Origin of the sequence: Blautia faecicola (assembly GCF_004123145.1) — a bacterium.
In the GTDB taxonomy this organism is placed as follows: Bacteria; Bacillota; Clostridia; order Lachnospirales; family Lachnospiraceae; genus Oliverpabstia; species Oliverpabstia faecicola.
Genome location: NZ_SDKC01000001.1, coordinates 3,101,638 through 3,116,554, shown reverse-complemented (window position 1 = coordinate 3,116,554; position 14,917 = coordinate 3,101,638). Strand labels below are relative to the sequence as shown.

The following is a 14,917-nucleotide window of genomic DNA, read 5'->3' as shown; positions in this document are numbered from 1 at the left end:
ACATAAAACTAACGGCGGGCGCGAACCGGGCGTCCGCCGGAACTTAAACTGTGCGCTCAAGACTGTGAAATCGAGTGAACAGAACCAAAGGAAAATAAGAGGGTCACAAGACCCGTTCACTATAGAGATTACCACAGAGGGACAGGACAAAATACATATCCGGAGTCTCTCTTTTTTAATATACAGGAAATCAGCACTTAGAAACACAGAGTGTACCAGGTTCCAAAGGAGGTGGAACAAGTGGAAAAGAAAAGAGATTACTACGAAGTGCTTGGCGTAAGCAAAGATGCAGAAAGTTCGGCAATCAAAAAAGCCTACCGAAAACTGGCGAAAAAATACCACCCGGACACCAATGCCGGTAATGCAGAGGCAGAAAAACGATTCAAAGAAATCTCAGAAGCTTATGCAGTATTAGGCGATGAAGAAAAGAAAAAATTATACGATGAATTCGGACATATCGCTTTCGAGCCGGGATTCAATGCGGATGCTGCGAGAGCACAGAAACAATATGGATATGGAAACTTCGGCGGTGGAAACGGCCAGAATGGTTATCGGGAGTACCATTTTACCGGATCCGATGGAGATGATATCTTCGGAGATCTGTTTGGAAATATGTTTCGTCAGGGAACAAAAGGCGGAAACTTCCACAGCGGAGGATTTCATAACGGCAGCGGATTCTATCAGCAGTTCCATCAGGGCGGAAACGATGGATTCTATGGTAACCATGGATTTCACGGAACCTATTCCGAAAAAGGGGAGAATCTGGAAGCGGAAATTTCGCTTACCTTTGATGAAGCGGCATTTGGCTGCGACAAGATGATCACACTGCAGGAAGCCGACGGCAACCGCACCCTGAAAGTGCACATTCCTGCGGGAATCGATACCGGACAGAGCGTGCGGCTGCGTGGAAAAGGTCATCCGGGAATCGGAGGCGGTGAACCGGGTGATCTGCTCCTGAGAGCAAAAGTCGGAACAAAACCGGGATACGAACGGAAAGGTGCCGATGTCTATACCACCGTCAATATCCCATACACAACTGCCGCTCTCGGCGGAGAAGCCAGAGTATCCACATTATACGGGGATGTCAGTTGTAAAATCAAAGAAGGGACCCAGTCGGGCAGCAAGATTCGGCTGCGTGGAAAAGGAATTGTATCCATGAAAAATCCGAACGTCCACGGCGACCAGTACGTCACCGTCCAGATCCAGGTACCCCGCCACCTGAACCAGCAGGCACGCCGGAAACTGATGGAATACAAACAGGCTTGCGGATAAAGAAAGCAGACAGGAATAACTTTGAACAGTTGTTACTGTCTGCTTTTTGCATGTGTTGTGCCGCATTTCGGGTGCGTTCCGGTTTGAAAGCAGAAAACAGACAACGAGAGTCTACGAGATGCAGTTTACAAAACATCATTTCTGAGCTATCCTATAGAAAGAAAAATAATAAAAAGTAACTATCCAGTAGATAGCATAACGATGAAGATACTGAACAGTTGCGAAAAGACAATCAGGAGGAAGCAACATGGTAGGTCCGGAAGGAACAAAACGAATATCCAAAATAGATACATACCTGAACGTAGCCGAAGCATTTGCCTATCGAAGCACCTGCATCAAACGAAAATACGGTGCCGTGATCGTAAAAGACGATGTGGTAATCTCCACCGGCTACAACGGCTCCCCGCGGGGTTATGACAACTGCTGTGACCTCGGCGTATGCCCAAGAATCCAACTCGGCATGCACCAGGGCGAAGGCTACGGTCTCTGCCGCGCCATCCACGCCGAACAGAACGCCCTGTTAAACTGTTCCCGCGAACAGACCATTGGCGCTGACCTCTACCTAGCCGGCATCAACCCCGGTGACAACTCCATCCACCGCGCCAAACCCTGCCCTCTATGCTCCCGCCTCATCATCCAGGCCGGAATCCAAAATGTCTACCTCCGCGTAGGCGCCAAAGCCGGCGAGTACGAAGTAGTCCCAGCCCAAAATCTGGTGTGGCATCTGTAAGACAAAACTACCGCAGGGAAATATAGGTATAGAAAAAGATAAAAATAAAGAAAAATAGAAGCTGGTAATTATCCAGAAAAGATATGCTACAAAGATGGATAGAACGATCCAACACTGTACAAAAAAATGTCAAAAAGGATATGAATCCGCTCTGTTTTGCTACTATCCAAACAAAGACAGGCACGCAGAAGCAACTATAAAGTGTCCATTCAATCTTTTATGCATTATGAGTTTACATAAAACACCCCTACAGGAAATAGTCTGTGCCAGTAACGTCCAATGCCCAGGAAGCCCGCGATCTCTCCTCGGTAAGCGCGAACTTGTCGAGTACGAGTTTGAGACTACAGGCTCAAACCGAACGCAGACCTGAGCGCGCACCGAGGAGGGATCCACCCCCTCTCCAACAAACTCATCCTTTACTGCGGAATCCGAGCCTTATAATAAAGCGGCGACAACCCAAAATACTTTTTAAACAACTTACTAAAATGATAAGCATCCTCATACCCCACAGTCATCGCCACCGCCTGAATCGACTGCTCCGGGTTTTCATCCAGCAATTCCCGGGCCTTTTGCATCCGCAGGCTGATCAGATAATTGATCGGCGTATCCCCCGTCTCACTCTTGAAAATCTTCGAAATATAAAAAGAACTCAGATACATATTTGCCGCGATCTGATCCAGCGAAATCTTCTCTTTATAATGTGTCTCCATATAATGCATAATCTGCTGAGCCACATACTTCTTATTTACCGACTTGAACTCATACCGTGGCGCATACTGATGTTTTGCATCTTCCTCAAGTTCCTGTTTCTGATATCTGCAAAGCAGACAGATTACCTGAATCAGATAGGACTTCAGCATAAAATACCGCCCCGGCCGGCAGGTCTTCGACTCCTGTTCCATCAGGTTACATAGCCGAAACAACGGTTTTTTATAACTGTCCGGCAATGTTGTCAGCAACTGATAATTTTTAAAAAGAGGAAAATGTCCTCTGGTACATCCGGCAAATTCCACATTTGAAAAAGCCAGATAAAATTTCCGGGCAGAAGTTTCGGCTGCCGGAAGGCTCTGGTGATATGTTCCGGGATTCAGCAAAATCACGGACCCTTCTTCCACATCATACAGCTTCTCGTCTATACGAAATGTTGTTTTCCCTTTCAGTATAAACACAAATTCAATAAAATCATGACAATGATAATTCATCTCAGGCTCTGTTCGAAGCAGATTACAGCAGAACAGAAAGCGGGGATTGAGATCATTGTAAGTAAGATCATACACCGATGGTTCCATAAAAAATCCCCCTGTCATAAATATAATTTTCACACATATTTGATAAGTTAAGTATACAACATAAACCATCCGATGCACAAGAAAGTACATTCCACTTTTTCGCCTGTTCTTTATAATAAAACTATCGTAGCTATTCGGTAGCCACTGTAACTGTGAAAGTACTGAACAGTTATATAAAAATTGGCAGCCAGCGGTAAAAGATGCCACATGGTATGCAAAAAAAAGAAAGGATGAAAAAGAAAATGACAAAAAGTATGACATCAGGAAAACCGGTAAAATTAATCCTTTTATTTGCGCTTCCGCTGATCGTGGGAAACATTTTTCAGCAGTTTTACAGCATGGCGGACACCGTAATCGTAGGACGTACCATAGGAGTCAATGCCCTGGCGGCTGTCGGATGTACGGGAAGTGTATCCTTCTTTATCCTCGGATTTGTTATGGGATTTACCTCGGGATTATCGATCCTTATCGCGCAGCGGTTCGGCGCAGGAGATGAGGAAGGGATCCGCTGCAGTTTCGCAGCAGGTATCATGTTAAGTGTTGCCCTTACAATCGTGATGACATTCCTTGCAGTAGCACTGATTCGCCCCGCGATGGAGCTGTTACAGACGCCGGAAGAAATTTTAGACGATGCCGTTTCTTATATCCGGATCATCTTCTGGGGAATCGGCGCGAGTGTATTATTTAACCTTGGTTCCAACACCATGCGGGCATTGGGAGACAGCCGGACACCGCTGTATTTTCTGATCTTCGCCTGTTGTGTCAATATCGTACTGGATATCGTGCTGATTGCTGTTGTCGGCATGGGAGTAGCAGGGGCAGGTGTGGCAACCATCTTTTCCCAGCTGTTATCCGGAATCTGTTGCTTCGTATATATATGGAAGAAAATGCCGGTGCTTCGGATCAACCGTCACCATTTTCACCTTGCAAAAAAACAGCTTGGCGATCATCTGAGAGTTGCATTTCCAATGGCATTCCAGATGTCCATCATTGCGATCGGTGCGCTGATCCTGCAATTTGCCCTGAACGGACTGGGTGCGGTATCCGTAGCAGCATACACGGCAGCACAGAAGATCGATTCCATCGCCACGATGCCGTTAAATTCTCTCGGACAGGCGATGACGACCTACACCGCACAGAATTACGGCGCCGGTAAGTATGAGAGAATCAAAAAAGGAGTATTTCAGTGCATCCTGATTTCTCTGACCGTCAGCATCCTGATGGGACTGATGAACATCTTTGCCGGAAGCAATCTTTCCGCTATCTTTGTGGGAAGCGGCGAGCAGGATGTGATCGCATTATCCAAAACATACCTGGTGATCAACGGCTCCTGTTACTGGGTACTGGGACTGTTATTTATCTACCGTTTTACGCTGCAGGGACTTGGAAACGGCTGGGTACCGACGGTGGCAGGAATCATGGAACTGATCATGCGTGCCACCGCAGCGATCATCTTGGTAGAACGCCTGGGATTTGCCGGTGCAAGTTCCGCAAGCCCGCTGGCATGGATCGGTGCGTGCATCCCGTTGGGACTGGCATATCACATCACTATCCGGAAAATGGTTCCGAAACAGACCGAGACTGCCCCGGTTACTGTTCAAAGGTAATGGCGTCTCGCTATGAATATGGCAAAATCCCGGGACATCCTTCGGCTTTTTCTTTACTTCCCGGACGGCGGGAAGTATAATGTAGAAAATAGTAACTGTGAAGGTACTGAACAGTTACGAAAACTGAGGAAACATGGAGGGTATTACATATGGAACTGTTATTTCTGGAGCCGGTATTCAAGGAGGCTATCTGGGGTGGAACAAAATTAAGAGACTCCTTCGGATACGATATTCCAAGTGACACAACAGGAGAGTGCTGGGCGATCAGCGCACACAAAAACGGTGATTGTAAGATCGCAGGCGGCAGATATGACGGAAAATATCTGAGCCAGCTGTGGGAAGAAGAGCCGGAACTGTTCGGAAACTATCCGGGCGACCAGTTCCCGCTACTGATCAAGATCATCGATGCAAAAAATGACCTGAGCATCCAGGTACATCCGGACGATGCTTACGCAGCAGAACATGAAAATGGTTCTCTCGGAAAAACCGAGTGCTGGTACGTGCTGGACTGTGAGCCGGACACCAAGATTGTCATCGGCCACAATGCAAAGGATAAAAAAGAACTGGAAGAGATGATCCGTCAGGGACGCTGGTCTGAATTTATCCGTGTGGTAGATGTGAAAAAAGGAGATTTCTTCCAGATCAATCCGGGATGCCTGCACGCGATCAAAGGCGGTACCGTGATCCTGGAGACACAGCAGAGTAGCGATATCACATACCGTGTCTACGATTACGACAGACTGTCCAACGGAAAACCGAGACAGCTGCACGTAGAACAGAGCATTGATACGATCGTGGCACCGTTTGAACCGGCAAAATGCGACACGTACACCGAAAACCTGCAGGGAGCAGAACATAAACACCTGATCACCTGCCCATTCTATTCGGTAGACAAATACGATGTAGACGGTGTATTTACCATTGAATTCGATAAATATTTTACCGATGTCAGTGTAGTGGAAGGTTCCGGTACCGTAAACGGAATCCCGGTAGAAAAAGGACAGCATTTTATCGTGCCTGCCGGCTATGGCAAATGTCGCTTTGAAGGAGTGATGAGCCTGATCTGCTCAACCCCGGAAAAACATTAAAAGAAAATCCGGACTTAATAAGAGGAAATTAAAAAGTCGGGCGGAATATATAAAACAGAGAAAATCTGAGAACGGTACAAAGAGAAAGAAAAACCGTTCAAAATACAGATAAAAAGGAGAATACAGATATGAGACTGGGAGCACTGGAAGCAGGCGGAACCAAGATGGTCTGCGCAATCGGAAATGAAAACGGAGAAATTTTTGAACGGGTATCTATCCCTACCGAGACTCCGGAGATCACACTTCCGAAACTGATTGATTATTTTAAAGATAAAGAAATCGAAGCACTGGGAATCGGCTGCTTCGGACCGATCGATGTAAACCGTGACTCTGAAACCTATGGTTATATCACAACCACACCGAAACTGGCATGGGTAAACTGTGATATCGTAGGCGCTTTCAAAAAAGCACTGAACATCCCGGTAGGATTTGACACCGATGTAAACGGTTCCGCACTGGGCGAGTCCACATGGGGAATCACCAAAGGATTAAAAAACAGTGTATACATCACTATCGGAACCGGTGTTGGTATGGGTATCATGAGCAACGGAAAACTGATTCATGGTATGCTGCATCCGGAAGCGGGACATATTCTGATGAGAAAACATCCGGAAGATCATTACGAAGGCAAATGCCCGTATCACAAAACATGTCTGGAAGGTCTGGCAGCAGGACCGGCGATCGAAGCACGCTGGGGTAAAAAAGGTGTGGAACTGGCAGATCGGAAAGAAGTATGGGAAATGGAAGCTTACTACATCGGACAGGCACTGGTAGACCTGATCCTGGTACTGTCCCCGGAAAGAATCATCCTGGGCGGCGGTGTTATGCATCAGGAACATATGATGCCGTTAGTAAGAGAAGAAGTCAGAAAACAGCTTGGCGGCTATATCAAGACAAAAGAGATGGAAGATCTGGAACATTATATCGTACTGCCAAGCTTAAATGATAACCAGGGAATCATGGGTGCTCTGAAACTGGCAGTGGATGAGCTGGAACTGGAGAAATAAAAATCTGAAAATCAAATGTACAAAAGCTGTCGCGTAAAAATATTCGACAGCTTTTGTATTTTGCTTGACTTTTCCCTTGACGCGTGATATAGTAAGTAGGCGACATGGAAGTAGGTCTTTTTTTTATGCCTAAAATCGAAAGACGTGAAGTTCGATGGCAAAAGAAAAAAGTCCGTTGCAACAACGCAAATCAACACAGTGGAGGTGGAAGTCGTGCGCGTAAAAATCACATTGGCATGTACAGAATGTAAACAGCGAAATTACAACATGACAAAAGAGAAAAAGAATCATCCGGAAAGACTGGAGACCAAAAAGTATTGTAAATTCTGTAGAACACACACAATGCACAAAGAGACGAAATAAGATTGTCGTGTAAGAGGTGAGGACTATGGCAGAATCTGCAAAGAAAGAAAAGGCTCCGAAGAAGGAGAAAGCTCCAAAGAAGAGCTGGACCAAAGGTCTGAAGTCCGAATTTGACAAGATTATCTGGACTGACAGGAAAACAGTGGGCAAACAGACAGTCGCTGTTGTGGGTATCACAGTTGTTCTGGGCGTGATCATTTCCGTTCTGGACAGTGCGGTTCTGGAGTTCGTTAATTTACTGATTAAATAAGGACAAGGGTGATGAAATGGCAGAAGCAAACTGGTATGTAGCCCATACATATTCGGGCTATGAAAACAAAGTGAAAGCCAACATTGAGAAAACAATCGAAAACCGACATCTGGAAGATCAGATTCTGGAAGTACGGGTACCGATGCAGGATGTGACAGAGTTGAAAAACGGAGCACAGAAGCTCGTATCCAAGAAGATGTTTCCGGGATATGTACTGATCAACATGGTAATGAATGACGATACCTGGTACGTTGTTCGTAACACCCGTGGTGTGACCGGATTTGTCGGACCGGGATCCAAACCGGTGCCTTTGAGCGAAGAGGAGATCGGCATGCTGGGTATCCAGCCTGAGACCATCGAAATCGATTTTGCAGAAGGCGACAGCGTAGTTGTTACCGGAGGAGCCTGGAAAGATACTACTGGTATTATCCAGACGATCAACAGTCAGAAACAGACTGTGACAATCAATGTTGAGTTATTTGGTCGCGAAACACCGGTTGAGATCAGTTTCGCAGAAATTAAGAAGTTGTAAACAGAATCATCGAAGTACGAGGTTTCGCACAGAAATGATTCGTGGGAGGGAAATCCCCGCAATTACCACATTATAGGAGGTCATTACAATGGCAAAGAAAGTAACAGGATATATCAAATTACAGATTCCTGCTGGTAAGGCAACACCAGCACCACCAGTTGGACCGGCTCTGGGTCAGCATGGTGTAAACATCGTACAGTTTACAAAAGAATTCAATGCTAGAACAGCTGACAAGGGAGATCTGATCATCCCTGTAGTTATCACTGTATACGCAGACAGAAGTTTCAGCTTTATAACCAAAACTCCACCAGCTGCAGTTTTGCTGAAGAAAGCTTGTAACATCAAATCAGGTTCAGGTGTTCCGAACAAAACAAAAGTAGCTACTATTTCCAAAGACAAAGTAAAAGAGATCGCTGAAATGAAAATGCCAGATCTGAATGCAGCAAGCATCGAAGCAGCTATGAGCATGATCGCTGGTACTGCAAGAAGTATGGGTATCGTAGTTGAGGACTAATCTTTACTAATGTAACTTTGAGACCGGAAGGTCACAAACAGACAAATATCGTGGGAGGGCAATCCCCGCAATTACCACAGGAGGTTATAGGAAATGAAACACGGTAAAAAATATATGGAAACTGCAAAAGCAGTTGATCGTGCAAAACTGTATGATCCGGATGAAGCAATCGCTTTAGCTAAAAAATCTGCAGTTGCAAAATTTGATGAAACAATCGAAGCTCATATCAGAACAGGTTGTGACGGACGTCACGCTGACCAGCAGATTCGTGGTGCAGTAGTTCTGCCTCACGGAACCGGTAAAACTGTTCGCGTCCTGGTATTCGCAAAAGGTGTAAAAGCTGATGAAGCTCAGGCAGCTGGCGCAGAATTCGTTGGAGCAGAAGAACTGATCCCGAAGATCCAGAACGAAGGATGGTTTGACTTTGACGTAGTTGTTGCTACACCGGACATGATGGGTGTTGTTGGTCGTCTGGGTCGTGTACTTGGACCGAAAGGCTTAATGCCAAACCCGAAAGCTGGTACAGTAACTATGGACGTTACCAAAGCTGTTCAGGATATCAAAGCTGGTAAGATTGAATATCGTCTTGACAAAACAAACATTATTCACGTGCCAATCGGAAAAGCTTCTTTCACAGAAGAACAGTTAGCGGACAACTTCCAGACGCTGATGGGTGCAATCAACAAAGCAAAACCTGCTACACTGAAAGGACAGTTCCTGAAGAGCGTAACAGTAGCTCCTACTATGGGACCTGGCGTTAAGATTAACCCATTAAAACTTGTGTAATCATATAAGTTAAAGTGAAAAAAGAGCGGAATCTTCGGATGACGCTCTTTTTTCTATCGTAGATCGGAAAAGAGTTGTGGTGAAAATAAAAAACAAAAAAATACAAAAACCGCTTGACAGAAAAACGTTCCGATGCTATAATACACCAGTATCACGCCGAAGACAGCAGGTGCCGTAAGGCATAAGGCAAGTACGCCTGCCGAGGAAAATACATTCTTAATGAAGAATTGATCTCCTCTTTGCTGCGTGCAGAGAGGCTTTTTTCATATTTGGCGGTACACAAAATCTATAAGGAGGTGCACCAATCATGGCAAAAGTTGAACTGAAAAAACCGATCGTAGAAGAGATTTCCGCAAATATCGCTGATGCTCAGGGCGTTGTTCTGGTAAACTACAGTGGTCTGACAGTAGCTCAGGATACTCAGCTGCGTAAGGAATTAAGAGAAGCTGGCGTTGTATACAAAGTATACAAAAACACAATGATGAACTTTGCATTCCAGGGAACTCCGTGTGAAGAACTGTGCAAACATCTGGATGGAACAAACGCTCTGGCTATCTCTAAAGAAGATGCAACTGCTCCTGCAAGAATCCTTGCGAAATTCGCAAAAACAGCTCCGCAGCTGGAACTGGTAGCAGGTGTTGTTGAAGGTGGTTACTATGACCAGGCTGGAATCAAAGCACTGTCCGAAGTACCTTCCAGAGAGGAACTTCTTGGAAAACTGCTTGGAAGCATCCAGTCCCCAATCACAAACTTTGCTCGCGTCATCAGCCAGATCGCAGAAGCAAAAGAAGCATAAGTTTCTTAGCGAAGGCAAGCTGAAAGCGCAGCCTGAGGTTAGAAACTTAGCTGTTCGACAGCGCAAAACGATGTCGAACTTCCTCGCAGCATAAGCTGCTTCAAAAAAATTAAAAAAGAAAACAAACTTATAATTGGAGGTAAATAAAAATGGCAAAACTTACAACAGCTGAATTTATTGAAGCTATCAAAGAACTGTCCGTTCTGGAACTGAACGAACTGGTAAAAGCATGTGAAGAAGAATTTGGTGTATCCGCAGCAGCAGGTGTTGTTGTAGCAGCAGCAGGTGCAGCAGAAGCAGCAGAAGAAAAAGATGAATTTGACGTAGAACTGACAGAAGTTGGTCCTAACAAAGTTAAAGTTATCAAAGTTGTTCGTGAAGCAACAGGTCTGGGACTGAAAGAAGCTAAAGCAGTAGTAGACGGTGCTCCGAAAGTAATCAAAGAAGCAGCTGCAAAAGCAGAAGCTGAAGAAATCAAAACAAAACTGGAAGCTGAAGGCGCTAAAGTAACTCTGAAATAATTAGGTTACAGCATTTAGTCGAAAGATGGAGAACCCGGAAGAGCTACGGTGCTCTTCCGGGTTTTTATAATGAAGAAGGTGTCATGGGTAAAGGACCAAAGCAGATTTGATCTTTTCCCCATGACATCTTGAAAAAATAAAAAAAGATTAGAAAAATAGGTTGACACTCTTGACAAACTGTGATATTGTAAAAAATGCACTATTATGGCAAGATATGCCTACTAGTCTAATCTTAAGAAGCACGAAACAGGCATGAGCAGTAATAAATCAAATACACAAGGGGTGAAACGGTCAATGGAAAAAAACAGAATACGTCCTATTACAAACGGTAAAAGTATGCGGATGAGCTACCAGAGACAAAAAGAAGTTTTGGAAATGCCCAACTTGATTGAGGTTCAGAAAGATTCCTATAACTGGTTCCTTGAGGAAGGTTTAAAGGAAGTATTTGCTGATATCTCTCCGATCACAGATTACAGTGGCAAGTTGAGCTTGGAATTTGTGGACTTTACTTTGTGCGAGGATGATGTGAAATATTCTATCGAAGAGTGCAAAGAAAGAGACGCAACTTACGCAGCACCTTTAAAAGTAAAGGTGAGATTGTACAATAAGGAAAACGACGAAATTAAAGAGCATGAGATTTTCATGGGAGATTTGCCGTTGATGACAGCAACCGGTACCTTCGTAATTAATGGTGCAGAACGAGTTATTGTCAGTCAGTTAGTACGTTCCCCTGGTATTTACTATGCGATTGCTCATGACAAATTTGGTAAGAGACTGTTTTCTTCTACCGTAATTCCGAACAGAGGAGCATGGCTGGAATATGAAACAGATGCCAACGATGTTTTCTGGGTACGTGTAGACAGAACAAGAAAGGTTCCGATTTCTGTTCTGATTCGTGCTTTGGGAAAAGGAACCAATGCAGAGATCACAGAACTGTTCGGTGAGGAGCCAAAGATTCTGGCAAGCTTTACCAAAGATACAGCAACCTGCTATGAAGAAGGTCTGTTAGAGCTGTATAAGAAGATCCGTCCGGGCGAACCGCTGGCAGTGGACAGCGCAAGAAGTCTGATCACAAGCATGTTCTTTGATCCGAAGCGTTACGATCTGGCTAAAGTAGGTAGATATAAATTCAATAAAAAACTGCATCTGAAGAACCGTATCAGCGGTCACGTACTGGCTGAGGACGTAGTGGATACCACCACAGGTGAGATCCTGGCAGAAGCAGGTACAGAAGTAACAAAAGAACTGGCAACTTCTATCCAGAATGCGGCAGTTCCGTTTGTATGGATTCAGACAGAAGAGAGAAACGTAAAAGTTCTGTCCAATATGATGGTAGATCTGACCACATATGTAGACTGCAATCCGGAAGAACTGGGCGTTACAGAGCTGGTATACTATCCGGCACTGGCACAGCTGATGGAAGAATATGAAGACGAAGATGAGCTGAAAGAAGCCATCAAACATCATATTCATGATCTGATTCCGAAACACATTACAGAAGAAGATATTTTTGCTTCTATTAACTATAACTTACATCTGGAATATGGTCTGGGAACCGACGACGATATCGACCACTTAGGAAACCGTCGTATCCGTGCAGTCGGAGAACTGTTACAGAACCAGTACCGTATCGGTATGTCAAGACTGGAACGTGTTGTTCGTGAAAGAATGACAACACAGGATCCGGAGGGTATTTCTCCACAGTCTCTGATCAACATCAAACCGGTAACAGCTGCTGTAAAAGAATTCTTCGGTTCTTCTCAGCTGTCTCAGTTCATGGATCAGAACAACCCGCTGGGTGAGCTGACTCATAAGAGACGTCTGTCCGCACTGGGACCTGGTGGTCTGTCCAGAGACCGTGCCGGATTCGAGGTTCGAGATGTACACTACTCCCATTACGGAAGAATGTGTCCGGTAGAGACTCCTGAGGGACCGAACATCGGTCTGATCAACTCTCTGGCATCTTATGCAAGAATCAACGAATACGGATTTGTAGAAGCTCCGTATCGTAAGATTGACAAAACAGATCCGAAGAATCCTCGCGTCACAGACGAAGTTGTTTATATGACAGCTGACGAGGAAGATAATTACCATGTAGCACAGGCGAACGAACCGCTGGATGAAGAAGGACATTTCCTTCATAAGAATGTATCCGGTCGTTACCGCGAAGAGACACAGGAATACGAAAGAAGAATGTTCGATTACATGGACGTATCTCCTAAGATGGTATTCTCTGTAGCTACAGCCCTGATCCCGTTCCTGCAGAACGATGATGCGAACCGTGCGCTGATGGGATCCAACATGCAGCGTCAGGCCGTACCGCTGATGATTACAGAAGCTCCTGTAGTCGGAACAGGCATCGAAGCAAAAGCTGCCGTAGACTCCGGTGTTTGTGTGGTTGCCAAGAAGGCAGGTACCATTACCAAGTCTACATCTAAAGAAATTACAATGAAAAATGATGACGGTACCACAGATGTATACCGTCTGACTAAATTCCTGAGAAGTAACCAGTCTAACTGTTACAACCAGAAACCAATCGTGTTCAAGAACGAGCACGTAGAGGCAGGTCAGGTAATTGCTGACGGTCCTTCTACTTACAATGGTGAACTTGCTCTTGGTAAGAACCCGCTGATCGGATTCATGACCTGGGAAGGTTATAACTACGAGGATGCCGTTCTGCTGAGCGAGAGACTGGTACAGGAAGATGTATATACTTCTATTCATATCGAAGAATACGAAGCAGAGTCCAGAGATACCAAGCTGGGACCGGAAGAGATCACAAAAGACGTTCCGGGTGTCGGTGATGATGCTCTGAAAGATCTGGATGAGCGTGGTATCATCCGTATCGGTGCTGAGGTTCGTGCGGGAGATATCCTGGTTGGTAAAGTAACTCCGAAGGGAGAGACCGAACTGACAGCTGAGGAACGTCTGCTGCGAGCAATCTTCGGTGAGAAAGCAAGAGAAGTGCGTGATACTTCCCTGAAAGTACCGCACGGTGAATATGGTATTGTTGTGGATGCGAAAGTATTTACAAGAGAAAACGGCGATGAACTGTCACCGGGTGTAAACCAAGCTGTTCGTATCTACATTGCACAGAAGAGAAAGATCTCCATCGGTGATAAGATGGCCGGTCGTCATGGTAACAAGGGTGTCGTTTCCCGAGTTCTGCCTGTAGAAGACATGCCATTCCTGCCGAACGGACGTCCGCTGGATATCGTGCTGAACCCTCTGGGTGTACCTTCCCGTATGAATATCGGACAGGTCCTGGAGATTCATCTGAGTCTGGCTGCGAAAGCTCTTGGATTTAACATTGCTACTCCGGTATTCGATGGCGCGAGCGAGAACGACATCATGGATACTCTGGAATTGGCAAATGATTATGTAAACCTGTCCTGGGAAGAGTTCTCTGACAAACACAAAGAAGAACTGCTTCCGGAAGTAATGGATTATCTGTATGAAAACAGAGATCACAGAAAACTGTGGAAAGGTGTTCCGATCTCACGCGACGGTAAAGTAAGACTTCGTGACGGTCGTACCGGTGAATATTTCGACAGCCCGGTAACTATCGGTCACATGCATTATCTGAAACTGCATCACCTGGTTGATGATAAGATCCATGCACGTTCTACCGGACCATACTCCCTGGTAACACAGCAGCCTCTGGGTGGTAAAGCTCAGTTCGGTGGTCAGCGTTTCGGAGAGATGGAGGTATGGGCACTGGAAGCATACGGTGCATCTTATACTCTGCAGGAGATCCTGACAGTCAAATCCGATGATGTGATCGGTCGTGTGAAGACATACGAAGCGATCATCAAAGGTGACAATATCCCTGAACCGGGTATTCCGGAATCCTTCAAGGTACTGCTCAAAGAGCTGCAGTCCCTGGGTCTGGATGTAAGAGTCCTGAAAGACGATAATACAGAAGTGGAAATCATGGAAAATATCGACTATGGCGATACTGATCTGCGCTCCATCATCGAGGGTGACAAACGTTACAACCGCGATGAAGAAGAGTCCTACGGAAACTATGGTTTCAGCAAACAGGAATTCGAAGGCGAAGAACTGGTGGATGTAGAAGAAGACGCAGCTGATGAGTCTGCTGACGAAGAATTAGATTTCTAAGAGAGAAGACATTCTCTGATGCGATAGAAAAAGTCCTGCG

14 protein-coding genes and 1 other annotated feature are annotated in these 14,917 nt (G+C 45.4%); of the genes, 13 read left to right on the top strand and 1 reads right to left on the bottom strand.

From position 1 onward, the window contains the following. The first annotated feature begins 240 nt into the window (after positions 1-240). Together ETP43_RS14005 and ETP43_RS14000 are read left to right on the top strand one after the other, a co-directional pair. Entirely contained in the window at positions 241-1,272 is a 1,032-nt protein-coding gene (locus ETP43_RS14005) for a DnaJ C-terminal domain-containing protein (RefSeq protein ID WP_129258755.1), read from the top strand. 247 nt (positions 1,273-1,519) lie between these two features. Beyond that, complete coding sequence (locus tag ETP43_RS14000; protein ID WP_129258753.1) at positions 1,520-2,002, top strand: deoxycytidylate deaminase; 483 nt, start codon at positions 1,520-1,522, stop codon at positions 2,000-2,002. 416 nt (positions 2,003-2,418) lie between these two features. On the opposite strand, the gene ETP43_RS13995 is transcribed toward ETP43_RS14000, so the two are convergent. After that, positions 2,419-3,291, bottom strand: coding sequence for an AraC family transcriptional regulator (locus ETP43_RS13995; RefSeq protein ID WP_129258750.1), 873 nt, complete (start codon positions 3,289-3,291; stop codon positions 2,419-2,421). A 230-nt stretch (positions 3,292-3,521) separates the two neighbouring features. Between ETP43_RS13995 and ETP43_RS13990 the strand changes: the two genes are divergently transcribed. From ETP43_RS13990 to rpoB, 11 genes are all read left to right on the top strand, one after another. Further along, positions 3,522-4,898, top strand: coding sequence for an MATE family efflux transporter (locus ETP43_RS13990; protein ID WP_243114302.1), 1,377 nt, complete (start codon positions 3,522-3,524; stop codon positions 4,896-4,898). Between the two features lie 149 nt (positions 4,899-5,047). Beyond that, positions 5,048-5,986 (top strand): type I phosphomannose isomerase catalytic subunit, encoded by a 939-nt coding sequence (locus ETP43_RS13985; RefSeq protein WP_129258748.1) that lies wholly within the window; start codon positions 5,048-5,050, stop codon positions 5,984-5,986. 128 nt (positions 5,987-6,114) lie between these two features. After that, positions 6,115-6,993 carry an ROK family protein gene (locus ETP43_RS13980; RefSeq protein WP_022398590.1) on the top strand — a complete coding sequence of 293 codons (879 nt, stop codon included), beginning with the start codon at positions 6,115-6,117 and terminating at the stop codon, positions 6,991-6,993. Between the two features lie 213 nt (positions 6,994-7,206). Next, positions 7,207-7,356 carry a 50S ribosomal protein L33 gene (rpmG, locus tag ETP43_RS13975; RefSeq protein WP_106493166.1) on the top strand — a complete coding sequence of 50 codons (150 nt, stop codon included), beginning with the start codon at positions 7,207-7,209 and terminating at the stop codon, positions 7,354-7,356. 25 nt (positions 7,357-7,381) lie between these two features. Beyond that, entirely contained in the window at positions 7,382-7,606 is a 225-nt protein-coding gene (gene secE, locus ETP43_RS13970) for a preprotein translocase subunit SecE (protein ID WP_129258746.1), read from the top strand. Positions 7,607-7,622: 16 nt separating this feature from the next. Then, complete coding sequence (gene nusG, locus ETP43_RS13965; protein ID WP_129258744.1) at positions 7,623-8,138, top strand: transcription termination/antitermination protein NusG; 516 nt, start codon at positions 7,623-7,625, stop codon at positions 8,136-8,138. Positions 8,139-8,226: 88 nt separating this feature from the next. Further along, complete coding sequence (gene rplK, locus ETP43_RS13960) at positions 8,227-8,652, top strand: 50S ribosomal protein L11 (protein WP_022172800.1); 426 nt, start codon at positions 8,227-8,229, stop codon at positions 8,650-8,652. Positions 8,653-8,745: 93 nt separating this feature from the next. Then, positions 8,746-9,438 carry a 50S ribosomal protein L1 gene (gene rplA / locus ETP43_RS13955; protein ID WP_022398587.1) on the top strand — a complete coding sequence of 231 codons (693 nt, stop codon included), beginning with the start codon at positions 8,746-8,748 and terminating at the stop codon, positions 9,436-9,438. 138 nt (positions 9,439-9,576) lie between these two features. Continuing rightward, positions 9,577-9,711 (top strand) — a sequence feature (ribosomal protein L10 leader region). Between the two features lie 34 nt (positions 9,712-9,745). Continuing rightward, on the top strand, positions 9,746-10,234 hold the full coding sequence (gene rplJ, locus ETP43_RS13950) for a 50S ribosomal protein L10 (protein WP_022398586.1): 489 nt from the start codon (positions 9,746-9,748) through the stop codon (positions 10,232-10,234). Between the two features lie 149 nt (positions 10,235-10,383). Further along, positions 10,384-10,755, top strand: coding sequence for a 50S ribosomal protein L7/L12 (rplL, locus tag ETP43_RS13945; protein ID WP_022398585.1), 372 nt, complete (start codon positions 10,384-10,386; stop codon positions 10,753-10,755). A 294-nt stretch (positions 10,756-11,049) separates the two neighbouring features. Further along, positions 11,050-14,877, top strand: a complete 3,828-nt coding sequence (gene rpoB, locus ETP43_RS13940) for a DNA-directed RNA polymerase subunit beta (RefSeq protein WP_129258742.1) — start codon at positions 11,050-11,052, stop codon at positions 14,875-14,877. The last annotated feature ends 40 nt before the right edge of the window (positions 14,878-14,917 follow it).